Origin of the sequence: Affinundibacterium nitidum, assembly GCF_014284155.1 — a bacterium.
Classification (GTDB): domain Bacteria; phylum Pseudomonadota; class Gammaproteobacteria; order Burkholderiales; family Burkholderiaceae_D; genus Undibacterium; species Undibacterium nitidum.
Genome location: NZ_JACOFZ010000004.1, coordinates 205,894 through 230,413 on the forward strand (window position 1 = coordinate 205,894; position 24,520 = coordinate 230,413).

24 protein-coding genes are annotated in these 24,520 nt (G+C 46.9%); 7 read left to right on the top strand and 17 right to left on the bottom strand.

All coding sequences use genetic code 11. From position 1 onward, the window contains the following. Nucleotides 1-64: 64 nt before the first annotated feature. Nucleotides 65-409 (bottom strand): terminase, encoded by a 345-nt coding sequence (locus H8K36_RS12530; RefSeq protein WP_186916817.1) that lies wholly within the window; start codon nucleotides 407-409, stop codon nucleotides 65-67. Nucleotides 410-444: 35 nt separating this feature from the next. After that, nucleotides 445-1,059 carry a GNAT family N-acetyltransferase gene (locus H8K36_RS12535; protein WP_186916818.1) on the bottom strand — a complete coding sequence of 205 codons (615 nt, stop codon included), beginning with the start codon at nucleotides 1,057-1,059 and terminating at the stop codon, nucleotides 445-447. Between the two features lie 246 nt (nucleotides 1,060-1,305). On the opposite strand from H8K36_RS12535, the gene H8K36_RS12540 reads away from it, so the two are divergent. The 5 genes from H8K36_RS12540 (at nucleotide 1,306) to H8K36_RS12560 (ending at nucleotide 6,239) form a co-directional block, all read left to right on the top strand. Continuing rightward, nucleotides 1,306-2,943, top strand: a complete 1,638-nt coding sequence (locus tag H8K36_RS12540) for a CTP synthase (RefSeq protein ID WP_186916819.1) — start codon at nucleotides 1,306-1,308, stop codon at nucleotides 2,941-2,943. 29 nt (nucleotides 2,944-2,972) lie between these two features. Then, entirely contained in the window at nucleotides 2,973-3,827 is an 855-nt protein-coding gene (gene kdsA, locus H8K36_RS12545; protein ID WP_186916820.1) for a 3-deoxy-8-phosphooctulonate synthase, read from the top strand. Between the two features lie 257 nt (nucleotides 3,828-4,084). After that, nucleotides 4,085-5,368 carry a phosphopyruvate hydratase gene (eno, locus tag H8K36_RS12550; RefSeq protein WP_186916821.1) on the top strand — a complete coding sequence of 428 codons (1,284 nt, stop codon included), beginning with the start codon at nucleotides 4,085-4,087 and terminating at the stop codon, nucleotides 5,366-5,368. A 55-nt stretch (nucleotides 5,369-5,423) separates the two neighbouring features. Next, on the top strand, nucleotides 5,424-5,759 hold the full coding sequence (gene ftsB, locus H8K36_RS12555; RefSeq protein WP_186916822.1) for a cell division protein FtsB: 336 nt from the start codon (nucleotides 5,424-5,426) through the stop codon (nucleotides 5,757-5,759). 63 nt (nucleotides 5,760-5,822) lie between these two features. Next, the gene (locus tag H8K36_RS12560; protein ID WP_186916823.1) at nucleotides 5,823-6,239 is read left to right on the top strand and encodes a VOC family protein; all 417 of its coding nucleotides are present in this window, start codon (nucleotides 5,823-5,825) and stop codon (nucleotides 6,237-6,239) included. Between the two features lie 24 nt (nucleotides 6,240-6,263). Here H8K36_RS12560 and waaC read toward each other — a convergent pair whose 3' ends face one another. The 15 genes from waaC to rfbB form a co-directional block, all read right to left on the bottom strand. Further along, entirely contained in the window at nucleotides 6,264-7,253 is a 990-nt protein-coding gene (waaC, locus tag H8K36_RS12565) for a lipopolysaccharide heptosyltransferase I (RefSeq protein ID WP_186916824.1), read from the bottom strand. Between the two features lie 15 nt (nucleotides 7,254-7,268). After that, nucleotides 7,269-8,645: a phosphomannomutase/phosphoglucomutase gene (locus tag H8K36_RS12570; RefSeq protein ID WP_186916825.1), complete on the bottom strand. Its 1,377-nt coding sequence runs from the start codon at nucleotides 8,643-8,645 to the stop codon at nucleotides 7,269-7,271. A 62-nt stretch (nucleotides 8,646-8,707) separates the two neighbouring features. Continuing rightward, on the bottom strand, nucleotides 8,708-10,606 hold the full coding sequence (locus tag H8K36_RS12575; RefSeq protein WP_329604225.1) for a polysaccharide biosynthesis protein: 1,899 nt from the start codon (nucleotides 10,604-10,606) through the stop codon (nucleotides 8,708-8,710). Between the two features lie 79 nt (nucleotides 10,607-10,685). Next, nucleotides 10,686-11,246, bottom strand: a complete 561-nt coding sequence (locus H8K36_RS12580) for a sugar transferase (protein WP_186916826.1) — start codon at nucleotides 11,244-11,246, stop codon at nucleotides 10,686-10,688. A gap of 25 nt (nucleotides 11,247-11,271) precedes the next feature. Then, the gene (locus tag H8K36_RS12585; RefSeq protein WP_230404606.1) at nucleotides 11,272-12,249 is read right to left on the bottom strand and encodes a UDP-glucose 4-epimerase family protein; all 978 of its coding nucleotides are present in this window, start codon (nucleotides 12,247-12,249) and stop codon (nucleotides 11,272-11,274) included. After that, nucleotides 12,246-13,046, bottom strand: a complete 801-nt coding sequence (locus H8K36_RS12590) for a glycosyltransferase family protein (RefSeq protein WP_186916827.1) — start codon at nucleotides 13,044-13,046, stop codon at nucleotides 12,246-12,248. Before H8K36_RS12590 ends, H8K36_RS12585 begins: the two co-directional genes overlap by 4 nt. A 95-nt stretch (nucleotides 13,047-13,141) precedes the next feature. Continuing rightward, entirely contained in the window at nucleotides 13,142-14,584 is a 1,443-nt protein-coding gene (locus H8K36_RS12595; RefSeq protein ID WP_186916828.1) for a glycosyltransferase, read from the bottom strand. A 2-nt stretch (nucleotides 14,585-14,586) separates the two neighbouring features. Next, the gene (locus H8K36_RS12600) at nucleotides 14,587-15,834 is read right to left on the bottom strand and encodes an O-antigen translocase (protein WP_186916829.1); all 1,248 of its coding nucleotides are present in this window, start codon (nucleotides 15,832-15,834) and stop codon (nucleotides 14,587-14,589) included. 34 nt (nucleotides 15,835-15,868) lie between these two features. Continuing rightward, nucleotides 15,869-16,972, bottom strand: a complete 1,104-nt coding sequence (locus tag H8K36_RS12605; protein WP_186916830.1) for a DegT/DnrJ/EryC1/StrS family aminotransferase — start codon at nucleotides 16,970-16,972, stop codon at nucleotides 15,869-15,871. 10 nt (nucleotides 16,973-16,982) lie between these two features. Next, complete coding sequence (locus H8K36_RS19625) at nucleotides 16,983-17,444, bottom strand: acyltransferase (RefSeq protein WP_186916831.1); 462 nt, start codon at nucleotides 17,442-17,444, stop codon at nucleotides 16,983-16,985. Further along, on the bottom strand, nucleotides 17,441-17,860 hold the full coding sequence (locus H8K36_RS12615) for a sugar 3,4-ketoisomerase (RefSeq protein WP_186916832.1): 420 nt from the start codon (nucleotides 17,858-17,860) through the stop codon (nucleotides 17,441-17,443). Before H8K36_RS12615 ends, H8K36_RS19625 begins: the two co-directional genes overlap by 4 nt. Next, on the bottom strand, nucleotides 17,857-18,795 hold the full coding sequence (gene rfbD, locus H8K36_RS12620) for a dTDP-4-dehydrorhamnose reductase (RefSeq protein ID WP_186916833.1): 939 nt from the start codon (nucleotides 18,793-18,795) through the stop codon (nucleotides 17,857-17,859). The genes H8K36_RS12615 and rfbD overlap by 4 nt, the downstream gene beginning before the upstream one ends. Continuing rightward, nucleotides 18,792-19,337, bottom strand: coding sequence for a dTDP-4-dehydrorhamnose 3,5-epimerase (rfbC, locus tag H8K36_RS12625; RefSeq protein WP_186916834.1), 546 nt, complete (start codon nucleotides 19,335-19,337; stop codon nucleotides 18,792-18,794). Before rfbC ends, rfbD begins: the two co-directional genes overlap by 4 nt. A 24-nt stretch (nucleotides 19,338-19,361) precedes the next feature. Next, on the bottom strand, nucleotides 19,362-20,255 hold the full coding sequence (rfbA, locus tag H8K36_RS12630; protein ID WP_186916835.1) for a glucose-1-phosphate thymidylyltransferase RfbA: 894 nt from the start codon (nucleotides 20,253-20,255) through the stop codon (nucleotides 19,362-19,364). A gap of 37 nt (nucleotides 20,256-20,292) precedes the next feature. After that, on the bottom strand, nucleotides 20,293-21,348 hold the full coding sequence (gene rfbB / locus H8K36_RS12635; protein WP_186916836.1) for a dTDP-glucose 4,6-dehydratase: 1,056 nt from the start codon (nucleotides 21,346-21,348) through the stop codon (nucleotides 20,293-20,295). Nucleotides 21,349-21,707: 359 nt separating this feature from the next. On the opposite strand from rfbB, the gene grpE reads away from it, so the two are divergent. Together grpE and dnaK are read left to right on the top strand one after the other, a co-directional pair. Then, nucleotides 21,708-22,298: a nucleotide exchange factor GrpE gene (gene grpE / locus H8K36_RS12640; protein WP_186916837.1), complete on the top strand. Its 591-nt coding sequence runs from the start codon at nucleotides 21,708-21,710 to the stop codon at nucleotides 22,296-22,298. Between the two features lie 177 nt (nucleotides 22,299-22,475). Beyond that, the gene (dnaK, locus tag H8K36_RS12645) at nucleotides 22,476-24,413 is read left to right on the top strand and encodes a molecular chaperone DnaK (protein WP_186916838.1); all 1,938 of its coding nucleotides are present in this window, start codon (nucleotides 22,476-22,478) and stop codon (nucleotides 24,411-24,413) included. Nucleotides 24,414-24,520 lie beyond the last annotated feature (107 nt).

The window sequence follows — 24,520 nt, forward strand, 5'->3', positions numbered from 1 at the left end:
TGATGGCGATTTGAAATAGGTGTCCCAGGCAAAGCACATCCTGTGGTCTAGGACCTGCAAAACTTTACTTCGAAGAACGGAAAGCCTGCCACCAACCACCGCTGACGACAAATCGTGGAAAATTGATCCATTGCTCGACGAACAAGCGGGAGATGGCGTTAAGGGGGCTGCTAAATGGAATAGACGGCGTTTCTTCAATCTTGTGACCTTTTCCTTGTAAGACTAAGGAAAGTAGCATTAGACCAGCTGAAATAATCGCGTGTATCCATGCCGATTGAGTTAATGCCCAGACTAGATTGATATTTGCGATCAATAGTAGGGGGACCGCGAAGATATGTATTAAAAGGTTTTTTCTGGAGCGATGAAAATCATGATATTCATTCCATTGCCATTGAATTAACTTGAGCATTGCTTGCTTTCTTTTCTAAATATTTATGGGGCGCATTAAATGTTGCGGAGACTGCTGAGCAGCCAATAGTCTTTGTGTATGCCACGGACCTTGCGGTAGCTGCGCATTACTCCTTCCAGATTATATCCAGATTTTTCTAAGACTCTGCGTGAACCTTGATTTTCAAGCATGACGCTGGCGGCAATTCTCCGCAACTTTATTTCTTCATGTGCCCAAGCTGTCATTTTGCGGCAGACCTGCGTGATGATGCCGCGATTCCAATAATTGGGATTGAGGTCATAAGCCACTTCACAGCTCTCATTTTGTTGGTCGATACTATGAAAGCCTAGCGTTCCAATAAGTCGGTCCTGACTTTGATCGGTAATCGCCCACTTAATCTGATTTTGTTGTGGGTTGTGCCATTGTGATTGAATAAATTGTTGAAGGTCTTCGGGGCTTTTCACATCCCAGCTCATCAGTGCTTTCACTTGTTCTTTTTGAAGGTATCCATACCAGTCGGCTAAGTCTGTAGTTCGAACTGGCCGTATAACAAAATCACCGATCCCAGTTTGCGGTAGTTGAGCGCTCGCGAAGGCTATCAGTGCTGGGGCAGGCCTTGTTAGCTGGTGTTGGTGAGGGGTGAATCCATATGAGAAATGAAATTTTTCCATATCGTTGGTTTCCTTGATAGCTCGCAAACGAGTCCGATTAAGCAATTGTATCTGTGTACTAAAAACGGAAGGCACAAAATCTCACGTGTAGCTGTTGCTGTCCATTTGTCGGATCACTAAAAAATATTATTAAGACAATAAATCTGAGCCTGCACTTGCATAAAAATCTTCAGCGTGTCCGTGCGATAACATCGTTCGTGATGTATAATTCGAATTTCCCGCTTGTGCCGTTGGGCACCTTCTGCAATGACTAAGTTCGTATTCGTTACCGGGGGCGTCGTCTCCTCTTTAGGCAAAGGCATTGCCGCCGCCTCTCTCGCTGCGATTCTTGAATCGCGCGGTCTCAAAGTCACTATGCTCAAACTCGATCCGTATATCAACGTCGATCCGGGTACCATGAGTCCATTCCAACACGGTGAAGTGTTCGTCACAGATGACGGCGCTGAGACTGACTTGGACTTAGGCCATTATGAGCGCTTCATCACTGCTAAGATGAAGAAAGTGAATAACTTCACGACTGGCCAAATTTATGAATCCGTGATTCGTAAAGAGCGTCGTGGTGAGTACTTGGGTAAGACAGTACAAGTTATTCCTCATATCACCAATGAGATTCAAGATTTTATCCATCGTGGTGCAGCAGGTTTTGATGTTGCCTTGGTTGAGATCGGCGGTACAGTTGGTGATATCGAGTCTTTGCCATTCCTCGAAGCAGCACGTCAATTGAGCCTGCGTCAAGGTAAGAATTCTTCCGCATTTGTGCATTTGACTTTGGTTCCTTACTTGGCGTCTGCGGGCGAGTTGAAAACTAAGCCAACTCAGCATAGCGTACAAAAATTGCGTGAAATCGGTATCTTCCCTGATGCGTTGTTGTGCCGCGCTGATCGCCGAATTCCTGATGACGAGCGTGCCAAGATTTCCCTGTTTTCCAACGTGGCAGAAGAGGGTGTTATCTCTGTATGGGATGCAGATACGATCTATAAAATTCCTCAAATGTTGCATGACCAAGGTTTGGATCGTATCGTTTGCGATAAGCTCGGTTTGACCGCAAAACCAGCCGATCTCAGCATGTGGGACAAGTTAATCTACGCTTTGGAAAATCCAAAAGAAGAAGTGACCATCGGCATGGTTGGTAAGTATGTTGATTTGACAGAGTCTTACAAATCCTTGACTGAAGCCTTGCGTCACGCAGGCATCCATACAGAAAGCCGCGTGAATATCGAATACGTTGATTCTGAAGAAATCGAAGCTCATGGCACGAAGTCTTTGGAAAAGTATGATGCGATTTTGGTGCCAGGTGGATTTGGTAAGCGCGGCGTTGAAGGTAAAATTTTAGCTGCGCGCTATGCTCGTGAAAACAAGATTCCATATTTGGGTATTTGCCTTGGTATGCAAGTCGCTTTGATTGAATATGCTCGTAACAAAGCCGGCTTATCTGTAGCGAACTCGACTGAATTTGATTTGGAAACAGAACAGCCAGTGGTTGCTTTGATCAATGAATGGCAAAGTCATGACGGTAAAGTTGAGTTGCGTGACGAAAATTCCGACCTCGGCGGTACTATGCGTTTGGGTGCCCAAACCTGTGCAATTCAGCCAAATACTTTAGCTGCGGATATTTACGGTAATGTCGTGACAGAACGTCACCGTCATCGCTATGAAGCTAATAATCATTATCTGAAACGCGTGGAAGATGCTGGTCTGGTTGTTTCTGCACGTACGCCAACAGAAGATCTGTGTGAAATTATTGAGTTGCCGAAAGACGTGCATCCTTTCTACTTGGGCGTGCAGTATCACCCTGAGTTTAAGTCGACGCCACGTGATGGTCATCCGCTGTTTACGGCTTTTGCTAAAGCAGCTATCGCACACAAACGTGCACAACAAGCCTAATACGCGACCTAGTCTGAAGGAAAAACAGCATGAAATTATGTGGATTTGACGTAGGTCTTGATCATCCTTTCTTCTTGATCGCAGGCCCTTGTGTGATTGAATCGCATCAAATGGCGCTCGATACGGCAGGTGCTTTGAAAGAAATCACGGCGGAGCTCGGTATTCCTTTTATCTATAAGTCCTCTTTCGATAAAGCGAATCGTTCTTCTGGTACTTCCTTCCGTGGTTTGGGTATGGAAAAAGGCTTGGAAATTTTGGCCGATGTAAAGAAACAATTGAATGTGCCGGTGCTGACTGATATTCATGAAATCGATGAAATCAAACCAGTGGCAGCTGTAGTCGATGTGTTGCAAACGCCTGCTTTTTTGTGCCGTCAAACGGATTTTATCCAAGCATGTGCACAATCGGGTAAGCCAGTTAATATCAAGAAGGGGCAGTTCTTAGCACCGCACGATATGATAAACGTCATTGCTAAAGCTCGTTTGGCAGCGAAGGAAGCAGGCTTGCCAGAGGATAATTTCATGGCTTGTGAGCGTGGTGTTTCCTTCGGCTACAACAACTTGGTTTCCGATATGCGCTCGTTGGCGATCATGCGCGAAACAAATTGCCCAGTGGTGTTCGATGCAACGCACTCTGTGCAATTGCCGGGTGGTCAAGGAACTTCGTCAGGTGGTCAACGAGAGTTCGTGCCTGTTTTGGCGCGTGCAGCGGTAGCTGTGGGTATTTCAGGCCTGTTCATGGAAACCCATCCAAATCCTGCGCAAGCGATGTCAGACGGTCCAAACGCCGTGCCACTAGCGCGTATGAAAGAGTTGTTAGCTACATTGATGGATTTAGATCGTGTAGTGAAGAAAAATGGATTCCTAGAATCTAGTTTTAATTAAGAAAATGCCTCTCAGAGCAAACGCTTTGCGAGGCATTTTTTATCATCGGTTTGCAAGCTTGGTTTTACCTTAATCGCTGTCCTGACGCAGAATGTCATGGGGCGATAAACCCGATGAATGCGCCGCGACTCGCGGTATTTGTCTGCACCATATAGAACTCTGACAGAGAGTGCTATATCGTCGAAGTTGAGTTTTTGTAATCCTTGCTTAAGCATGAACCTTTATTTACTGTAATTTGATCGTTTAGGAGAAATTGAATGAGTGCTATCGTAGATATTATCGGTCGTGAAGTGATTGATTCACGCGGCAATCCAACAGTGGAATGTGATGTCTTGTTGGAATCTGGTGTAATGGGCCGTGCGGCCGTACCATCAGGCGCATCGACTGGTTCACGCGAAGCAATTGAATTGCGCGATGGCGATAAATCTCGTTATTTCGGCAAAGGTGTATTGAAAGCCTGCGAAAATATCAATACCGAAATCGCTGAAGCGATCATGGGCTTGGATGCGAATGAACAAGCTTTCTTGGACCGTACATTAATCGATTTGGACGGTACAGAAAACAAAGGCCGTTTGGGCGCCAACGCGATGTTGGCAGTGTCAATGGCGGTGGCTAAAGCAGCGGCAGAAGAAGCAGGTTTGCCTTTGTACCGTTATTTCGGCGGCTCCGGCGCAATGCAATTGCCAGTGCCAATGATGAACGTCATCAACGGCGGCGCACACGCTGACAATAACTTGGACTTGCAAGAGTTCATGATCATTCCAGTTGGCGCACCAACCTTCCGTGAAGCGATTCGCTACGGTGCTGAAGTATTCCACAGCTTGAAAAAGATTTTGCATGACAAAGGTTTGACGACTGCTGTTGGTGACGAGGGTGGCTTTGCTCCTTCCGTTGAAAACCACGAAGAAGCAATCAAGTTGATCATTCAAGCGATCGAAGCAGCGGGTTACACACCAGGTACGCAAATCGCTTTGGGCTTAGACTGCGCTGCGAGTGAATTCTACAAAGACGGTAAGTATCATTTGGAAGGCGAAGGTTTGACTTTGTCTTCCACCGATTTCACCAACTTGTTGGCGACATGGTGCGACAAATATCCAATTATCTCTATCGAAGACGGCATGGCTGAAGGCGATTGGGAAGGTTGGGCAATTCTCACTGAAAAACTCGGTAAAAAAGTACAAATCGTTGGTGACGATCTGTTCGTAACAAACACGAAAATCTTGAAAGAAGGCATCCAAAAAGGTATCGCTAATTCTATCTTGATCAAAATCAACCAAATCGGTACTTTGACCGAAACTTTCGCAGCGATCGAAATGGCGAAACGTGCAGGTTATACAGCTGTGATCTCTCACCGTTCTGGCGAAACTGAAGACAGTACCATTGCGGATATCGCTGTGGGTATGAATGCTTTGCAAATCAAAACAGGCTCGATGTCACGTTCTGATCGTATGGCAAAGTACAATCAACTCTTGCGTATTGAAGAAGATTTGGGCGAAGTCGCTAGCTATCCAGGTCGTGATGCGTTCTACAATTTGAAATAAGATGTCAACGAGGGCGTAGCAGATTTTAGGCTACGCTCTCGACCTTCGATTCTCTATGCGCCTAATTACTCTGATCTTGCTTGCTCTGGTGATTTTGATCCAGTACCCACTGTGGCTGGGTAAGGGCGGTTGGTTACGCGTTTCAGAACTCGATAAGCAAGTCAATGAGGCGCATGTTAAGAACGATGGACTCAAACAACGTAATGCCAAACTTGAATCTGAAGTCGAAGATTTGAAAAATGGTACCGAGGCTGTCGAAGAACGTGCTCGCTTTGAATTAGGCATGGTCAAAAAAGACGAAATTTTCGTGCAGATCCTTGAGCCTGGCAGTAAAGTTGATGCGAAGTCACAAGTGCTACCAAAACCAGCCGCTACCTCTAACAAACCTTAATTGATGCCTTTTGGGTAGTCACTTGCGCAGCGATTGCGCGCCTCAATTTTACGCTTTAAAGATATGAAACAAACCTTAGGACTAATCACCTTAGTCGTACGCGACTACGATGAAGCATTACTGTTTTATGTTGAGAAACTCGGCTTTGTTTTGATCGAAGATAGTTTTATTGCCGAACAAAATAAGCGTTGGGTGGTGGTAGCACCTGCCGGAAGCGAGGCAGCTTCTACAACTAAGTTATTGCTTGCACGCGCTAGCAATAGCACGCAGGCAGAACGCGTCGGCGATCAGACCGGCGGTCGCGTGATGGGCTTCTTGCATACGGATAATTTTCAACGTGATTTCGAAAGCTACCAGCGCAAAGGCGTTGAGTTTGTGCGTGGACCGAATCAAGCCCCGTATGGAATGGTTGCTGTGTTTAAAGATCTATACGGGAATTTGTGGGATTTGATTGGGCCTGCAGATGCATCTTCACCGTAATTTGAATTGCGGAACCGGCATATGCTATCGAGACTTTACTAAACCCAATAACTTCTCAAACGCAATTTCTACTTCGGCCACACTAGGGGGTGCGCCTTTGTCACCTAAATTAATGATTTTCGGTGACCAATTGCCTTCGGTTTTCCAACGAGGTGAGTCGCAATAGATTTCAATTGTCGGTGTTTCATAGGCAGCGGCAATATGAACTAAGCCGGTGTCGACACCGATCACTAAGGCTGCACGTTGTGCTAATACCGTCGCTTCTTGCATGGAAAGCTTCGGCAAGACTCGAGCATTACTCATCATTTCAGCCATTGCTTCGGCTTCCGTTTTTTCCGCTTCATTCCCCCACGGCAGCAAAATTGGCCAACCTGTCACTTGCAAATCGCGTGCCGTATCAACCCAATGATGTCGCGGCCATTTTTTCGATGCTCCAGCAGTCGCGTGAAAGAAAACGATATACGGCGTACTCGGCAACCATGTTGGCTGTATATCGAGTTTTTGAAGGCCGAAACTGGCGGGTGCATCGATGGAATAACCGAGCGCCGCTGCGGCTACAATACGCCCACGTTCGACAGCATGGGTGCGACGTTCTGTGGGGATGCTGATGTCATGAAAAATCCGTGATATACCCTCGTAACCAGAACCCTCCGTGCCATTCGCCAGTCCTACCTTTTTACCTGCGCGAGTGGTGCGTGCCATACCCATGATGATGCCAGTCTTTAATAGACCTTGAGTTTCAAGCACGAAGTCATACTCTTCTTCGCGCAGCGTACGGTAAAAGTGTTTGATCTCTGCGCGCGTTTCTTTTTTGCCCAAACTTTTGCGCCAACGGCGTTGTGCATAGGCGATGACCTTGTTTACTTTTGGCTGTAATTTGACCAAGCTGACATAGGCTTCCTCGACCACCCAATCAATTTGTGCGTCTGGAAAGTGAGCCTTGATATCATCGACGATGGGCATGTTATGCAATACATCGCCGAGAGAAGAAACACGAATTAGAAGAATTTTCATCGGGACCCTAACAACTTAGTAAGGCAACACCGCATCTGGCTTGACCGCCAAGATAGCTGTCTTCAGGGCAGCTTGAATACGCGCCAAAGCTTCAGTAGATTCCGCTTCAAAGCGCATGACGATTACTGGCGTTGTGTTTGATGAGCGTGCCAAACCGAAGCCGTCTGGATACTCCACGCGCAAGCCATCGATACTGATGATTTCAGTGGACCCTGGGAAGTTCGCATTCTTCTGCATTTGCTCGATGATGGCGAAATTCTCGCCTTCGTTGAGTTTGAGTTGCAGCTCAGGCGTGCTGGTAGATTGTGGCAAATCGTTTAGAGTTTTGGTCATATCCGCGACCTTGCTCAAGATTTCAAGCAAGCGAGCACCGGCATATAAGCCGTCATCAAATCCATACCAACGATCTTTGAAGAACACGTGGCCACTCATTTCGCCGCCGAGTGGTGAACCCGTTTCTTTGAGTTTGGCTTTGACTAAGGAATGACCCGTTTTCCACATTAATGGCTGACCACCGTGTGATTTGATCCATGGCGCTAGATGACGGGTACACTTCACGTCATACAAAATCTGTGCACCAGCATTGCGTGTTAAGACATCTGCCGCAAATAACATTAATTGTCGGTCTGGATAAATGATCTGGCCATCTTTGGTGACGACGCCAAGACGATCGCCATCGCCGTCAAATGCCAAGCCGATCTCCGCGTCGGACGTTTGTAAGCAACGAATTAAATCTTGTAAATTTTCTGGGTGCGCTGGGTCTGGATGGTGGTTAGGAAAGTTTCCATCGACTTCGCAGAACAGTTCGGTCACTTCGCAACCCATAGCGCGATATAAGTCGCCTGCAAATGCCCCCGCAACACCATTACCGCAATCGACTGCGATTTTGATCGGGCGCTGCAATTTTACGTCGCTAACGATACGTTCAAGGTAGCTAGTTTTGATGTCGTGCGTACTATACTGTCCGTTACCTGTGACAAAATCTTTGGCGATGATACGATCGTACAAGGCCAAGATGGTATCACCATAAATTGCTTCACCCGCAAGTACCATTTTGAAACCATTGTAGTCGGGTGGGTTGTGGCTGCCAGTGACCATGATTCCCGAGCTGGCGCCGAGTACATTAGTTCCGAAATACACCATCGGCGTCGCAACGACACCCAAATCGATGACGTTGACGCCCGTTGATTGCAAGCCTTTGGCTAAGGAGGCTGCGAGGGAAGGGCCAGATAAGCGCCCATCGCGACCAATCACGACAGTCTTCTCACCTTTCGCCAAGGCGGCCGTGCCGAACGCTTGACCAATCGAATAAGCGACATCAGCATCGAGTGTTTTATCAATAATGCCGCGAATGTCGTAGGCTTTGAATATGCTCTTGGAGAGTAGGGACATAATAATCTCAATAAAAAAATACAAATTGTGTGATGTTCAGCGAGTCCTAGCGTTTACTCGCATCAGGTTTTGTTCTTCTCACGCCAAATAAAATCTTCGATGCCACATTGTGGCTGATACTCCTGCACTAATTCTTGAATCAAGCGGCGAACGTTTTGATAATCGAACTGAGTACAGGCCGCATCTAGCTCAGAAAGCGAGGCTTGCAGGACTGGCCACTCTAATTCCGCTTCTTGTGCTCGCATGATCAAGGGATGAGTGGTACCGGTAACGTTGTCGCCAATCAGCAGCTCTTCATACAATTTTTCACCAGGGCGTAAGCCGACTTCTTTGATCTCAATCGTGCCTTCAGGGTGCTCCTCGGATTTCACCTCTAGGCCGCACAGATGCACCATGCGGCGTGCGAGATCGATAATGCGGACTGGCTCACCCATGTCGAGTACAAAGACGTCGCCACCTTGACCCATGGCACCGGCTTGTAACACCAATTGTGCAGCTTCAGGAATAGTCATGAAGTAACGCGTAATTTCTTTGTGCGTCAGGGTAATCGGTCCACCCTGCATAATCTGTTTACGGAACAGCGGAACTACAGATCCAGAGGAACCCAATACATTGCCAAACCTTACCATGCAAAAACGGGTTCCTGTTTGACGGCGCGCATTTGCTTGCAAGATAAGTTCGGCGAGGCGTTTGGTCGCTCCCATCACATTGGTAGGACGTACCGCCTTATCGGTCGAAATTAAGACGAATTGTTTGACCTTTGCATCGATTGCCGACTGTGCTAACTGCAAAGTACCAAAGACGTTATTGCGTATGCCTTCGATAGGGTTATGTTCCACTAATGGGACATGTTTATAGGCAGCTGCGTGGTACACGGTGTCGATGGTGAAGCTGGTGAAAATCTTTTCCAGCTTGGCGCCATCATGAATAGATCCGAGGAAAGGTGTGATGCGGCAATTAGGCGCAAGCTGCGGAAGTAGCTGCGTCAACTCTTGTTCGATCGAGTACAAAGAAAATTCTGACATCTCCAACAAAACCAAATGCTTAGGCTTTTGTTTGAGAATTTGACGACATAGCTCGGAACCAATTGAACCACCGGCACCGCTGACCAAGACATTTTGTTGGTAGATACATGCGGCAAGCAGCTGTTCATCTGGCTCAACTTGATCACGCCCTAACAAGTCTTCAATTTCGACATCGCGAATATCTTGCACGCGCAATTCGCCGTTGACGAGGCTCTTGATCGAAGGCGTCACTTTGATACGTAATTTGTATTCTTCGAGTTGATCGAGAATCTGCTTCTGTTTAGCTTTTGAGATACGTGGCATGGCCAGCAGTATTTCTTTAATGTGCAAGGTCTTGATCAAGTGGTTCACTTGGTCAGGAGCATGGACCTTGACACCGCCAATCGAGGAACCTTGTAAATTGCGATTATCGTCAATGAAAGCGACGCAATCATATTCGTCATTGGCATGAAGGGCGTTGGCGAGTTGAACGCCGGCATTGCCTGCACCGTAAATGGCTACTTTGATGCTATGCGGGTTGCGGTGGATTCCAGACAGATAGGCACGTGCAAGCAAACGGCTTGCGCCAACATAAAGAATAGCGCCAGACCAATAAATGATAAACACCGCACGCGAGATCCCGGTTAATTGCAGCATGAATCCGAAAAATGCGAGAGCGGCTACCGAGAGTGTGACACCAACAACAACCACGCGTACCATTTTCTGGTCGATATAGCGTATAACGGCGCGGTATAAGCCGATACGGATAAAGATTGGAACAGAGATCACCGGCACAGCAAAGATCAGCCACGCGTAATGCTTGAGTAATTCTATATTGACCGACTCATATCGAGTCATGATGGCCAAGATGAAGGCGAGCGGTAAGAAAATGGAGTCAACTAAGCCAGCGATCATTTGCTTTTTCAATCGCGGTAAATTGACAAGGGCTTGCATCATATTTTCAGAACCTTCGATAAGGAAAAACTAAACCAAAATGCGGCGATCACTATAACTTAGCGCAGCCAACTTGACTGTATTAATGTGTAACGCCATCGCGTTTGATCACTTTGAAGAAGGTTAAAAACAAAATCTTGATGTCGAGCACCAGAGATTGGTTTTTCAAGTAATAAGCATCAAGCTCCACTTTTTGCGGAATCGGCAATTCATCACGTCCGTTAACTTGAGCCCAACCTGTCAGGCCTGGAACAATCGTATGTACATTTTTTTCGGTACGTAAGGCAATGAGATCGTCTTGGTTGTACAAAGCAGGACGTGGGCCAACAAAGCTCATGTCGCCGATCAAAATACTCCATAGCTGCGGCAATTCATCCAGGCTAGATTTACGCAAGAATGAACCGACTGGCGTTAAGTATTGATCTGGGTTGCTGAGTAAATGTGTCGCGACTGCTGGCGTATCGACCAGCATCGTTCTGAACTTGGGCATTCTAAATATCTTATTGTATCGGCCAACACGATCAGACCAATAAATAACAGGCCCGCGTGATGTGAATCCCACCATAAGGGCGACGACAATCACGGGTATCAGCAAGATTAAGCTGGCGATGAGGGCAAGAATTAAGTCAGCGAGGCGTTTCATTATATTGGATAGGAAATGGGTGAAATCAGTGGTGAGGTGTATTGTTGAGTTTTGTGCATTCACGTAGTCCTTCAGCAACGCTGTAGGGCGCTTGCCACTGCAATTGATTTTTCGCTTTGCTGATGTCGACTTGCAGGGACATACAAAGGCGGTCCGAAATCGATTTTTTTCCCACTAATGTGGCAACAGCAGAAATCCAGTCTGCAGGAATCGGTAGCAAGCGTGCAGAAACCTGCTGTGCTTCAGCTGCGGCTTTTAGTAGATCGGTAGTCGAGAGGTCATGGTCGTCCGATATCAAGTAGCTCTGTTGGTAGGCAGCCGGCTTGAGTATGCAATGCGAAATAAAACTGACCAAGTTTTTGACAAAGACAAAGCTGCGGCGATTGTGAATCGCACCAAGCGGCAAGGGGATTCCTTTTTTTACCCAACGTAATAGGCTCAAGAAATTCGCACCAACGCCAGCACCATAGACCAAGGGAGGGCGGATAATCGTCACTTTCAGTGCCGTCTGTTCGCCAATCGCCAGCAAAGCTTGTTCTGCTTCGTATTTCGAAATGCCGTAAGGGTCTGTTGGCCCAGGAATGTCAGACTCAGTGAAGGGCTTGCCGTGTTCTGTCATTTCGCCATTAACTTTGACCGAGCTCAGATAAATCAATTGCTTGACGCCAGCCTCAGCAGCTTGCTGCGCTAAGCGCACACTTGCATCACGATTGACTTCGCGAAATGCACTGAGTGGATCCGCTGCGGTATCGTTCATGATATGCACACGCGCCGCACAGTGAATCACGACCTCGATATCCTTCAAGGCGGCTTTCCAGTCGGTATGCGCATGAATATTCCCCACCACAATATTGTTCGTTGGGGCAGTTGGCCAAGCTTGACGGCTGCAAACGCGCACCTGATGCCCTTGTGCCATCAAATAGGCGACTAAGTGGGAACCAACAAAACCGCTCGCTCCTGTGACCAAGATTTTGCTTGGCGCGACAGTGTTCGAGTTCATCATTTGCGCACCTTGCTAGAAGGATGCGCAGGAGTACTGCGTAAATAACGACGCAGCAAAAACTGGAAAAAACTTTGGAAGAACCATTTCGCATGCTGCGAAAATAGTTTGCGATTTTTATGCGCTGCTAAATGAATGGCCTTCAAATGCGGATAAAAATGAACATTCTGCTGGAGGAATCTGCGCGAGCGATAGCAAATATCGACGTCTTCGAAATACATGAAATAGGCAGGGTCAAATCCACCAAGCTTGCGATAATGCTCGGGCGTAAAGCCCAAGAACGCGCCAGAAGCCCATTCCACCTCGATATCATTAAGGCTGGCTGCAAGCTTTTCTTTATCGTAAGTTTCGCTAAATGAATTGACGACTGGCATTTTGATAATCGACAGTACACCTGGAAAGTGGCGGATATTGGTGTCGGGTACCTGCATCGCTTGATCGCGGAATAAATTCAAGGTGGCGATCGCATGCGCTGAGCTCTGCATTTTCTCGGCGAAGGCGAGTAGTGTCTCTTCGCTGATGGTGATATCGGGATTCATCACAATGAATAAATCGTTAGCAGCGAATCCAGACCCTTGCTCGATTTGTCGAAACAGGAAATTATTGTTTTCACCGAAGCCAAGACCTGGCGATGCGTCTGTGTAAAACACACCATGTTCAGCGCAATAGGCTTTCAGAGCCGCACTGGGGCGATTATCTTTGAGCCAAATTCGGCAAGACGCGGCACCCAATAAACCACCGAGCTTACTGGAGATCAGTAAGTCTTCGTGTCCATGACTGATGATGGCGATATGGTTCATTGGTCGCAAATATGATTCTGTTAAATTGGCAATATGGTCGTTACTATGTTTATAGTACAAGGCTCAAAATAGCGTCTTTTTTATGTTAATGGGTGCTAGTGAGCGGCAGTTTCGCTTATTTTGCGAGCCAATTTCTGCGTTATCCAGAAACGCAAGAAGTGCAGCGATATGCTTACGTCCGGACGGCTATGAACTGGCACGCTAAAAAAGAACTGCGATTGCCAGATTTTCTCATAAAAACGTGTATTCACGGGAATTGGATTGTGCCAAGGAGGTGTCAGCAGCGCAGAATCGGAACGCGCAGCACTCACTATCCGCTCGGCAACGATTTCAAGGTCGTGGGCATGCACGACCTCAGGTTGGATTTGCTTCATTCTTTGTTGCACTATGTCTGGTGCTTTCAGATAGTTCACCACGTCTTGTACGAGTGAATTTGCGTCGCTGGACTTCAACTGATCCGCTGGAGAGTAACCATGCGCCCCCGTCAAAATACCGAAACAAGGCACGCCTTGGCACAAAATCTCTGAAAAACTGGTGCCGCCTGTCATCGGAAAGCTGTCAATGTATGCCGAGGCTTGGCTTATGCAGTCTAAGTAGGCTTGGTGCTGCAATTTGCCCGTAAAGTGAAGATGTTGGCCGAATTGTAGCCGCGGCAGCCACCACCACCAATCTCGCTTGGGGCTAGGGCCAACCAATACCATGTTTAGGCCTGTGGCTTGGGTTAATTGTCTCGCCACTTCGGGGAAAGAATAACCTTGGCTGGGTTTGAACTTGTAAGGAGATCCAGAAGTGGCTAAATACCCAGAACTCGATGACTGGGTAGGGCCTTTGATCTCTGTATTTGCTTTGGGTAATTTGAGCGGAATGCCGACGAAATGCGCTTTCTTGTCGACGCCACGCTCTTGGGTGAGGGTCCAGCCAAAATAACTCAGTTCTAGTGTTTTGTCGGCACAAGCATAGCCGTAAGAAAAAACATGATCGGCATGGTTATAGAACAGAACCTGGGTTCCAAAGATTCGTTTCGCTAATCCTGCAGCGAACGCAGTCTCAATATCATTTGGATGAATGTGCAGAACGACGGTTTGAGCACGTGCAAAATGCATCAATAGATGCTCAATTTTTTTCCTGGCTTCTAGCTTGGCTGGCAAACAATGGAGGCCATGTTTGGCTTGCGCTAAGCGTTGTTGGGTGTTGGTTTGTACTTTTTCAGTGACCAAGACTGCTGATTCGTTTAATGCTTGACTACTGATAAATCGTTCTACAACGCGTGTATGTCCGCCAGTGTCGTATGCCTTCGTGAGTACATGTAAAAAAGGAATAGAGGTGGTGTCGTTCGCTTGTTCAAGTTGCCGCGTAGTCTCGTGAAACAGCGGTGCATATTGATCGAGTAAGTCGTTTTCCAGTTGCATAAGTTGATAGCAGCCTATGCTGTTTTTCCAGCAGAGTTCTCCCAAAAAACGAGCGCGGCGCATCGCTTGTTCGAACGATGTACTGTTTCTGACCATAGCTTCGGCACGAGCGATAAAGGTATTGAGCATGCTTAATCAAACTTTACTTGTGAAACAATGAAGGCAGTGGTGATCCAGTACACGACATAGTTGATGAAAAATGCGATGACCGAAGCGCTTAAACCAAAATAGGGCGTCAGCAAATAGGTGAGGGCGAATAAACTGCAGGCGAAAATGATTTCTGTCCACACATAGGCTTTGGTCATAGCGCGCCCTAACATCACGAAGCCCAAAATCCAACTGCCAATTTTGACCACATCCCCGACCAGTTGCCACGCCAATAGCTCACGCATGGCGCTGAACTCTTGGGTAAATAAAAGACTGATAATCCAATCTCGCAAGAGATACACGAGCATGGCGCCAAGCGCAGTCAGCGGCAAGATAAATCGATAGACTTTTAAAATTTCTTGATGCAACTCGGACTTCGACTTAATCTCGGCTAAGCGTGGCAAGTAATACACAGTCAAGGTAGTCGTGATCAACATTAAATACACATCGCTCATGCGCGTTACCGCTTGCCACATGCCCGTTTGTTGCCAACCGAATTCGGCGACTAAATGATTTCGAATCAAAATTTGGCTGAGCGGTACCACGATGGCGGTGACCATAGCCATTAAGCCATAAGCGGCTAGTTTTTTCGCGAGATTGCGATCAAAACCACCGACTAAATAGCGGAAACGAAACCAATCTTGGCGCCAGCATAGCGTGAGCGTAACAAAGAACACGACCGACTGATTTATACTCAAGGCAATCAATGCACCTTGCAAACCCCAGGTTTGCGCCAACAACCAAGTGGCCAGTAAAGTGACGATGCTGGTACTAATATTAGCGAGGACATACAGGCTCACTTCCTTTTTGCCATTGAGTATGGCCATCAGCAAGGTGTTCAGTACGAATAACACCAAGCTTCCAGCAAGCCATAATAAGACGGGAGCATGAGTTTCATCACCGAGTATTAATTTGGCCAAACTTTGATGGAACAGGGCGATCAAGACGGCAGCTGTGATCGAGCAAGCGAGTGAGATGTTGCCCGCAGTTCCCCAAAGGCGTTGCTGGTGTGCGGCATCGTCTTGGAACTCCGCGGTATATTTAGTCACGCCGGTATTGATCGCGCCGCTAGCAAAGGTGTTGATCACCGTGACAGCGTTTTGAAATTGACCGAATAAAGCATAGCCTGCTGGCCCAACCAAGACCGCCAGCACTTTGTTGAGACCAAGCATTGCCAGCATGCGAATCGCAACAGCAATGGCGTTGAGCAGGCTAGTACGGATCAGTGACATCAGTTAAGTGCGATCGAGGGTGCAGTGCTTACCATCAGGCTTGGAAGCTGCGCACGGCCGCTGCAACTTGACGAACCTCATCGATACTCAGATAAGGATCTAAAGGCAAGCTAATGATTTGCTGATGGATGGATTCCGAAATGGGGAAACTCCCCACACCCAGATTCAGTTCCGTATAGGCATCTTGCAGATGTGGCGGAATAGGGTAGTGAATCACTGTACCAACCCCCGCATCTTGCAAGTGTTTTTGTAGTGCATCGCGTTGTGGATGTAAGATCGCGAACACATGCCATACGTGCTCATTATCGGCATCGGTTTGAGGTAGGCGAATCTGTGCCACATCTTTGAGTTCTTCCAGATAAATGGCGGCGAGGGCGCGTCGCTGTTCATTCCAACGGTCAAGTTGCGGCAATTTGACACGCAAAAGGGCAGCTTGTAGCTCGTCCAGTCTTGAGTTGTAACCCTTGACTTCATTCTTGTATTTGATTTGTGAGCCGTAGTTACGCAACACTCGGAGCTTATGTGCGAGTTCATCGTCGTCAGTCGTGACCGCGCCAGCATCGCCTAATGCCCCGAGATTTTTTCCAGGGTAAAAACTGTGACCAGCGGCGTCGCCCAATGCGCCAGCACGTTTTCCTTGATAACGTGCACCTTGTGATTGAGCAGCGTCTTCGATCACTTTTAGACCATGTTTCTTGGCGATGGCATTGATAGGTGCCATGTCAGCCGTTTGGCCATAGAGATGGACGGCCATAATCGCTTTGGTACGTGGCGTGATTGCAGCTTCGATCTTGTTCGGATCGAGGTTGTAAGAATTCGGATTAGGTTCGACCGGAACCGGTGTTGCCCCAACAAATGAGGCGGCCAACCAGGTGGCTATATAGGTATTGGAGGGAACGATGACCTCATCACCTTCGCCAATATCATAGGCACGCAAGATGAGATGTAAGGCGTCTAATCCGTTGCCAACGCCGATACAATGTTTGCTGCCGCAATAAGCTGCGTATTCCTTTTCGAACTCGACAAGTTGTTGGCCCATAATGAACCAACCACTATCGAGCACGGTTTGAAATGCTGCGGTCAGTTCATCACGTAAATCTTGATGAGGTTTTTTGAGGTCGAGAAAAGGAATAGTCATGATCATTGATTCAATTAGCAGGCAAAAATCGGATAATCCGAGCCGGATTTCCGACGACCAGTGCGTGGTCGGGTACATCTTTAGTCACTACACTACCGGCTCCAATCATTGCATAACGACCGATGGTGATACCTGGTAAAAGTGTAGCGTTAGCGCCGATGGAGGCGCCTGTTTTGACGATAGTTTGTAGGAAGGCTTCGGGATATTGTTTTGAGCGTGGAAAACGGTCGTTACTGAAAGTAACATTCGGTCCGATAAATACTTCATCTTCGATGCGAATACCGTCCCACAATTGGACACCGCTCTTGACCGTCACTCTGTCACCAACGATGACGTCATTCTCGATCAAACAATGCGAGCAAATATTGCAATCTGCGCCAAGCTTGGCACCAGAAAGCACCACCACGAACTGCCAGATACGAGTACCTGCACCTATCTGTGAACTTTGCACATCGCTACTCGGATGAATCATGTGTTCTTTCCTTGTTGCTCAATTGCTTCTAAGAATTGCGTGTAATTACGAATGTAATCGCTTTCGTCGTAAGCTTGATCTGCGAATACCAAGAGCACACAGTCTTCACTGAATTCGCGCATTTCGTGCCAAACCATGGGGGCGATATAAACGCTTTTCGCAGGGTCATTCATCAGGATATCTTGCTGCTCGCTGCCATCATCGAGTTTCATAATGCAAGAGCCCCGCACCGCCACGGCCACTTGTTTCAATTCTTTATGCGCATGAAAGCCGCGCTCGACACCTTCTTTGGTGCCAAAGATGTAGTACACGCGTGCTATAGCGAAAGGAATATCTTTATGTGCTTCGACCGCGATCAGGCTTCCACGCTCATCACCGAGTAAGCGAAATTCTGGATTCTCACATGCAATACTCATGCGAGCTCCTTCGTTAATTGTTTATTCTTCATTTGCTGCAGACAATGCTGAAGGCTATCTTCCCATTTTGGTGCATCGATCCCAAACAGTTTTTTTAGACGTTCAGTCGATAACATGGAATTGTGAGGGCGTTTGGCACGCGTTGGATATTCGTTGCTTGGAATACCTAAGACTTCCGGTTTCTTTGTCATCAGTTTGAGTTCAAACGCAGCGTCGAAAATGGCTTGGGCAAAACCTTGCCAATTCGTGCTATTCGCCGGAGTCAGATGCACAATGCCTTGATGCTGTTGCCACCAGTCTTGTTTGCTATCCGCAGATTGGATTTGACGTATGATTTCTGCGGTTTTATCTGCTATCCATAGTGCTGAAGTAGGCGCGCCCCATTGATCCTTGACTACCTTGAGTTGATCACGGTCTGCGCCTAAACGCAGCATCGTTAGCATGAAGTTTTTGCCAAAGTCAGAGTAGACCCAGCTGGTGCGCAAAATTAGATGACGACATCCAGTCGCCATAATCGCAAGTTCTCCCGCACGTTTGCTGGCACCGTATACGCCAATCGGAGCGCAGTCATCGCTTTCCTCGTAGGGACAAAAATTACCTTGGTCGTCACGCTTCTCACCATCGAAAACATAGTCTGTTGAATAGTGAATCAACGGTATATTCAAGGTATGAGCTTGATCGGCAAAGGCTTTAGCTGCTTGCGCATTGATTGCATGAGCCACAGCAACTTCGTCTTCCGCTAAATCAACAGCGGTGTAGGCGGCTGGATTGATAATTAGATCTGGGCGCGTCGCCCGCACACATTCTTCAATTGCGGCGCTGTCACTGAGATCAAGTTGTGACCTTTGGGGGGCGATGATTTCACCAAGGCCGGCCAAACTTGTTAGCAATGCGTGACCGACTTGCCCTGAGCTTCCTGTTAACAGGATTTTCATGCAAAAACCTCGGCTTCAGCAAGAAGTTTTCCGACTTGGTCTTTAGCTGACAGCGATGGTTCCGCACTTAACGGCCATTGTATGCCAACTGTTGGGTCATTCCATTGTAAGCAACGTTCATACTGAGGCGCCCAAAAGTCGGTAGTTTTGTAGAGGAACTCAGCACTATCGCTGGTGACGACAAAACCGTGCGCAAATCCCTCAGGTATCCACATTTGTAAACGATTTTCCGCGGAGAGATATGCACCGGTCCATTGACCAAAGCTTGGCGAGTCTTTACGTAAATCTACTGCAACGTCAAATACTTCTCCCGCCACGACACGCACCAGTTTGCCTTGTGCTTGTTGAATTTGATAGTGCATGCCGCGCAAAACATTCTTAGTTGATTTTGAATGGTTGTCCTGTACGAAGTTAACATGCAGGCCGGTCAGCTCGGCGAATTTTTTCTCGTTGAAGCTTTCATAAAAATAGCCTCGATCGTCACCAAAAACTGTTGGCTCAATCAAGAGAACGCCGGGAAGATTTGTTTCTTTAATTTTCATGCGTAAATTTTCTTATTTTTTCGATTATTTGAGTAGCTGCAAGAGGTATTGGCCGTACTCGTTTTTCTTCAGCGGTTGCGCTAATTTTTCCAATTGAGCGGCATCAATGTATCCCTTGCGGAAGGCAATTTCCTCTGGGCAGGCTACTTTTAATCCTTGTCGTTTTTCAATTGTGGCAATGAATTGGCCTGCTTCGAGCAAAGACTCATGTGTGCCTGTATCTAGCCACGCCATACCGCGGCCCATTAACTGTACCTTCAATTGATTTCGTTTGAGATACACATTATTTACGTCGGTGATCTCTAGTTCACCGCGTGCCGATGGTTTGATATTGGCTGCAATGTCGCAAATTTGTTGGTCGTAGAAATAAAGGCCTGTCACCGCATAATTTGATTTTGGCTTGACCGGTTTTTCTTCGATACTCACGGCTCGATTCTCGGCATCAAACTCGACAACACCATAACGCTCAGGATCGTTAACGTGATAAGCAAACACGGTCGCACCATCGGTGCTTTGATCAGCTGCCATCAGTTGCGCTTCAAAATTATGTCCGTAATAGATATTGTCACCAAGGATCAATGCAGATGGTGAATCACCGACAAACTCTTTGCCGATGATGAAGGCTTGTGCGAGACCGTCAGGGGATGGTTGCACTGCGTATTGAATGTCGATGCCCCATTGTTTACCGTCACCTAGTAAATCTTTAAAGCGAGGTGTGTCTTGTGGGGTTGAAATAATCAATATTTCACGGATACCAGCTAACATTAATGATGTTAGTGGATAGTAAATCATTGGCTTGTCATAGACCGGCAGCAATTGTTTCGAAACCGCTTGAGTGACGGGATACAGTCGAGTTCCAGAGCCACCAGCTAAGATAATGCCTTTGCGACGACTTGTGTGAGTTGAAGTGAGCGACATCGCGCCTCCTATTATTTTATTTTAGGTTTTGATTTGGTTAGGACTGATATTGCAGTTCAACCCAGTTTTTGTATTCGCCTGAGAGCACTTGATCGGTCCAAACATCATTCGCAAGGTACCATTCCACCGTTTTACGCAGGCCAGTTTCAAAGGTTTCTGCAGGTTTCCAGCCAAGTTCGCGCTCGAGTTTTCGGGCATCGATGGCATAGCGTTTATCGTGACCTGGGCGATCTTTGACGAAGCGAATTTGATCGCGGTAACTGCCAGCGGATTTCGGTTTTAATTCGTCGAGTAAGTCACAAATGGTGTGCACAACATTTAAGTTCGTTTTCTCGTTCCAACCACCCACGTTGTAGGTCTCTCCGACGCGACCATTTTCGAGTACGCGACGAATGGCCGCACAGTGATCACTAACGAACAGCCAATCACGAACTTGGCTGCCGTCGCCATAGATCGGTAAATCTTTCCCGGCACGAGCATTGGTAATCACCAGTGGAATTAACTTTTCTGGAAAATGATACGGGCCATAATTGTTCGAGCAATTGGTTGTCAGCGTTGGCATGCCGTAAGTATGGTGATAAGCACGCACTAGGTGATCAGAGGCCGCTTTGGAGGCAGAATACGGGCTATTCGGTGCGTAAGCCGTGGTTTCGCTAAATGGAGGGTCGTCAGCTTCCAAGCTGCCGTACACTTCATCGGTGGAGACATGTAAAAAACGGAAGCTTTGTTTGGCCTCAGCGTCTAGAGATTGCCAGTAGGCTCTGGTTGCTTCTAATAGGCGGAAAGTACCATTAACATTGGTTTCGATGAAGGCGGCGGGACCGTGAATTGAGCGATCCACGTGGCTCTCTGCAGCAAAGTGGAGAATCGCACGAGGTTTGTGCTGCGCTAAAAGTGCAGAAATTGTGTCGCTATCGCCAATGTCGGCATGAACGAAGATATGACGGGAGTCGCCTTTTAAACTGGCTAAGTTATTCAAATTGCCAGCATAAGTCAGTTTGTCGACATTAACTACCGGTTCAGATTGGCTTGCGAGCCAATTCAACACAAAGTTTGCGCCAATGAAACCTGCACCACCAGTCACTAAAATCATAAAAAAATCCGTTCTTTTTATTCGCAGCGAGCTTATCCCAACATCTGCAAAGCATGGTTGAAGTTGGTAACTACGTTGAAATCGTCAATGAAAGCCCGCAATTTTACGACATCTACTCTCGAATGCGGTGTTTTGTGTCAAGTTTGCTTGGAAATAAGTCTATACGACAAATTTTCAAATGATGAAGGCTTCCTTTTTTGGAAGAAGCTCAGGAGTTCACCGCAAAAAACATCGATCAAAAACTGTTATTACGCAAGTAAAGAGCAAAATTCGGTGAAAAAAATCAAAAATTACCCTTGAAATACGCAAACTCGACTTCAAATAGTGTCGCTGATATGCGATTTTTATGGAGATTGTTAATGCAAGAGCAAGAAAAAAACCAAGAGCAGACTGAAGCGCAAGCGAATAATGCAAGTGCTGACCCAGCTGTTGAGACAACTTCCGCAGCTGACGCCGCAACTGAGACCAATCAAGAAAACGTGATCGAACCTGGTGTTTCGGCTGATGTCTTGGCCCAGCTCGAAGCGAAAGTGTTGGAATTGCAAGATGCTTTTATGCGTGCTAAAGCGGAAGGCGAGAACATTCGTCGTCGTGCTCAGGAAGATATTTCAAAGGCGCACAAGTTTGCGATCGAGAGTTTTGCTGAATCTTTGGTTCCAGTTAAAGATAGTTTGGAAATGGGTTTGAAAGTAGAAGCGCCAACAGTAGATTCTCTCAAAGAAGGTGTGGAGATGACATTGAAGCAACTCAGCGCAGCTTTTGAAAAGAACCGCTTGTTGGAAATCAATCCACAACAAGGCGAGAAACTCGATCCAATGAAGCACCAGGCTATCTCTATGGTGCCCGCAGAACAAGAAGCGAACACGATAGTGACTGTCTTGCAAAAAGGATACACCATCGCAGATCGTTTATTGCGGCCGGCTTTAGTCACGGTGGCGCAAGGAAAATAAGCAAAAAGTAGTGTAAAAACGCAGGAAAACGCTGGAAAAAGCAGAAAAAGCGAAAAAAACAGCAAAAAGTGTCTTGAAAAAGCGTTTTATTGCCATACATCAGAATCAGACGGGAGCGCTTCTTAGAAACGCTACCACCAAGTTTAAAAATAAAATTTTTAGGATAGGGAAAATATCATGGGAAAAATGATCGGTATTGATTTGGGTACAACCAATTCTTGCGTCGCTGTAATGGAAGGCGGCCAACCAAAAGTAATCGAAAACGCGGAAGGCGCGCGTACGACGCCTTCGATCATCGCTTACCAAGAAGATGGTGAAATTCTGGTCGGTGCATCGGCCAAGCGTCAGGCTGTCACAAATCCAAAAAATACTTTATATGCGGTAAAACGTTTGATCGGCCGTAAGTTTGATGAAAAAGAAGTACAAAAAGACATCGGCTTGATGCCATACAGTATTTCTAAAGCAGATAACGGTGATGCATGGGTTTCCGTGCGTGACAAGAAATTGGCGCCACCACAAATCTCTGCAGAAGTTTTGCGTAAGATGAAAAAGACGGCTGAGGACTACCTCGGTGAAGAAGTGACTGAAGCAGTTATCACTGTTCCAGCTTACTTTAATGATGCGCAACGTCAAGCAACTAAAGATGCCGGCCGTATCGCTGGCTTGGACGTAAAACGTATCATTAACGAACCAACAGCTGCGGCATTGGCTTTCGGTCTCGACAAAAAAGAAAAAGGCGATCGTAAGATTGCGGTGTATGACTTGGGTGGTGGTACGTTCGACGTTTCTATCATTGAGATCGCTGACGTTGATGGTGAAATGCAATTTGAAGTATTGTCGACGAACGGCGATACCTTCTTGGGTGGTGAAGACTTCGATCAACGCGTGATTGACTACATCATCGATGAATTCAAGAAAATCAATGGTTTGGATTTGTCCAAAGATCCTATCGCTTTGCAACGTATCAAAGCGTCTGCAGAACGTGCGAAGATCGAATTGTCTAGCTCACAGCAAACAGAAATCAATGAGCCATACATTGCCATGGCAAATGGCGCACCAACGCATTTGAACTTGAAAATTACACGTGCCAAGTTGGAAGCGTTGGTTGAAGAATTGATCCAAAAAACGATGGAACCATGTCGTTTGGCGATCAAAGATGCGGGTGTGAAAACCTCTGACATCGATGACGTGATCTTGGTCGGTGGTATGACACGTATGCCTAAAGTTCAAGAATTGGTCAAAGAATTCTTCGGCAAAGAACCACGTAAAGACGTGAACCCTGATGAAGCGGTTGCCGTTGGTGCTGCGATTCAAGGTTCTGTGTTGTCTGGTGATCGTAAAGACGTCTTGTTGTTGGACGTAACGCCATTGTCCTTGGGTATCGAGACTTTGGGCGGCGTGATGACAAAGATGATTCAAAAGAACACGACTATCCCAACTAAGTTCAGCCAAGTGTTTTCGACTGCGGATGACAACCAGCCAGCGGTAACGATTAAAGTGTTCCAAGGTGAACGCGAAATCGCAGCGCGTAACAAGGGCTTGGGTGAATTCAATTTGGAAGGTATTCCACCAGCATCGCGTGGCACTCCACAAATTGAAGTGACATTCGATATCGATGCCAACGGTATTTTGCATGTCGGTGCTAAGGATAAAGCAACGGGTAAAGAGAACAAGATCACCATCAAGGCAAACTCTGGTTTGACTGAAGAAGAAATTCAAAAAATGGTGAAAGACGCTGAATTGAATGCGGAAGAAGACAAAAAAGTCAAAGAATTGGCTGAGTCTCGCAATCAAGGCGACGCATTGGTTCACTCAACCAAAAAAGCTTTGGCTGAGCACGGCGATAAGTTAGATGCTGGCGAAAAAGAGAAAATCGAAACTGCAATCAAAGAATTGGAAGATGTGTTGAAAGCAGGCGATAAAGCTGAGATCGATACGAAGATCGGCAACTTGTCTACAGCGTCACAAAAATTGGGTGAAAAAGTGTACGCAGAAATGCAAGCACAGCAAGCTGCAGCGGGTGGCGCAGCCGGCGCAGCACCTGGTGCAGATGCTAAACCACAAGATGATGACGTCGTCGATGCCGATTTCAAAGAAGTGAAAGACGCCAAGTAATTGAATTGTAAAAAGTAGCCGCAGAGGCGCAGAGGACGTTGGGAACAGCTCAAAGGCTTACTCTACGTGCTCTGCGCCTTTGCGGTAAGTGCTTTTTGAATTGAATT

Bases quoted from the DNA above. Each gene is read 5' to 3' on its own strand.
- eno (WP_186916821.1), top strand. From the start codon at position 4,085: ATGAGTGCTATCGTAGATATTATCGGTCGTGAAGTGATTGATTCACGC.
- dnaK (WP_186916838.1), top strand. From the start codon at position 22,476: ATGGGAAAAATGATCGGTATTGATTTGGGTACAACCAATTCTTGCGTC.
- grpE (WP_186916837.1), top strand. From the start codon at position 21,708: ATGCAAGAGCAAGAAAAAAACCAAGAGCAGACTGAAGCGCAAGCGAAT.
- H8K36_RS12560 (WP_186916823.1), top strand. From the start codon at position 5,823: ATGAAACAAACCTTAGGACTAATCACCTTAGTCGTACGCGACTACGAT.
- H8K36_RS12580 (WP_186916826.1), bottom strand. From the start codon at position 11,246: ATGAAACGCCTCGCTGACTTAATTCTTGCCCTCATCGCCAGCTTAATC.
- H8K36_RS12530 (WP_186916817.1), bottom strand. From the start codon at position 409: ATGCTCAAGTTAATTCAATGGCAATGGAATGAATATCATGATTTTCAT.
- rfbD (WP_186916833.1), bottom strand. From the start codon at position 18,795: ATGAAAATCCTGTTAACAGGAAGCTCAGGGCAAGTCGGTCACGCATTG.
- ftsB (WP_186916822.1), top strand. From the start codon at position 5,424: ATGCGCCTAATTACTCTGATCTTGCTTGCTCTGGTGATTTTGATCCAG.
- H8K36_RS12590 (WP_186916827.1), bottom strand. From the start codon at position 13,046: ATGAACCATATCGCCATCATCAGTCATGGACACGAAGACTTACTGATC.
- kdsA (WP_186916820.1), top strand. From the start codon at position 2,973: ATGAAATTATGTGGATTTGACGTAGGTCTTGATCATCCTTTCTTCTTG.
- H8K36_RS12615 (WP_186916832.1), bottom strand. From the start codon at position 17,860: ATGAGTATTGCATGTGAGAATCCAGAATTTCGCTTACTCGGTGATGAG.
- H8K36_RS19625 (WP_186916831.1), bottom strand. From the start codon at position 17,444: ATGATTCATCCGAGTAGCGATGTGCAAAGTTCACAGATAGGTGCAGGT.
- rfbC (WP_186916834.1), bottom strand. From the start codon at position 19,337: ATGAAAATTAAAGAAACAAATCTTCCCGGCGTTCTCTTGATTGAGCCA.
- waaC (WP_186916824.1), bottom strand. From the start codon at position 7,253: ATGAAAATTCTTCTAATTCGTGTTTCTTCTCTCGGCGATGTATTGCAT.
- H8K36_RS12595 (WP_186916828.1), bottom strand. From the start codon at position 14,584: ATGCTCAATACCTTTATCGCTCGTGCCGAAGCTATGGTCAGAAACAGT.
- rfbB (WP_186916836.1), bottom strand. From the start codon at position 21,348: ATGATTTTAGTGACTGGTGGTGCAGGTTTCATTGGCGCAAACTTTGTG.
- H8K36_RS12535 (WP_186916818.1), bottom strand. From the start codon at position 1,059: ATGGAAAAATTTCATTTCTCATATGGATTCACCCCTCACCAACACCAG.
- H8K36_RS12585 (WP_230404606.1), bottom strand. From the start codon at position 12,249: ATGATGAACTCGAACACTGTCGCGCCAAGCAAAATCTTGGTCACAGGA.
- rfbA (WP_186916835.1), bottom strand. From the start codon at position 20,255: ATGTCGCTCACTTCAACTCACACAAGTCGTCGCAAAGGCATTATCTTA.
- H8K36_RS12540 (WP_186916819.1), top strand. From the start codon at position 1,306: ATGACTAAGTTCGTATTCGTTACCGGGGGCGTCGTCTCCTCTTTAGGC.
- H8K36_RS12600 (WP_186916829.1), bottom strand. From the start codon at position 15,834: ATGTCACTGATCCGTACTAGCCTGCTCAACGCCATTGCTGTTGCGATT.
- H8K36_RS12605 (WP_186916830.1), bottom strand. From the start codon at position 16,972: ATGACTATTCCTTTTCTCGACCTCAAAAAACCTCATCAAGATTTACGT.
- H8K36_RS12570 (WP_186916825.1), bottom strand. From the start codon at position 8,645: ATGTCCCTACTCTCCAAGAGCATATTCAAAGCCTACGACATTCGCGGC.
- H8K36_RS12575 (WP_329604225.1), bottom strand. From the start codon at position 10,606: ATGATGCAAGCCCTTGTCAATTTACCGCGATTGAAAAAGCAAATGATC.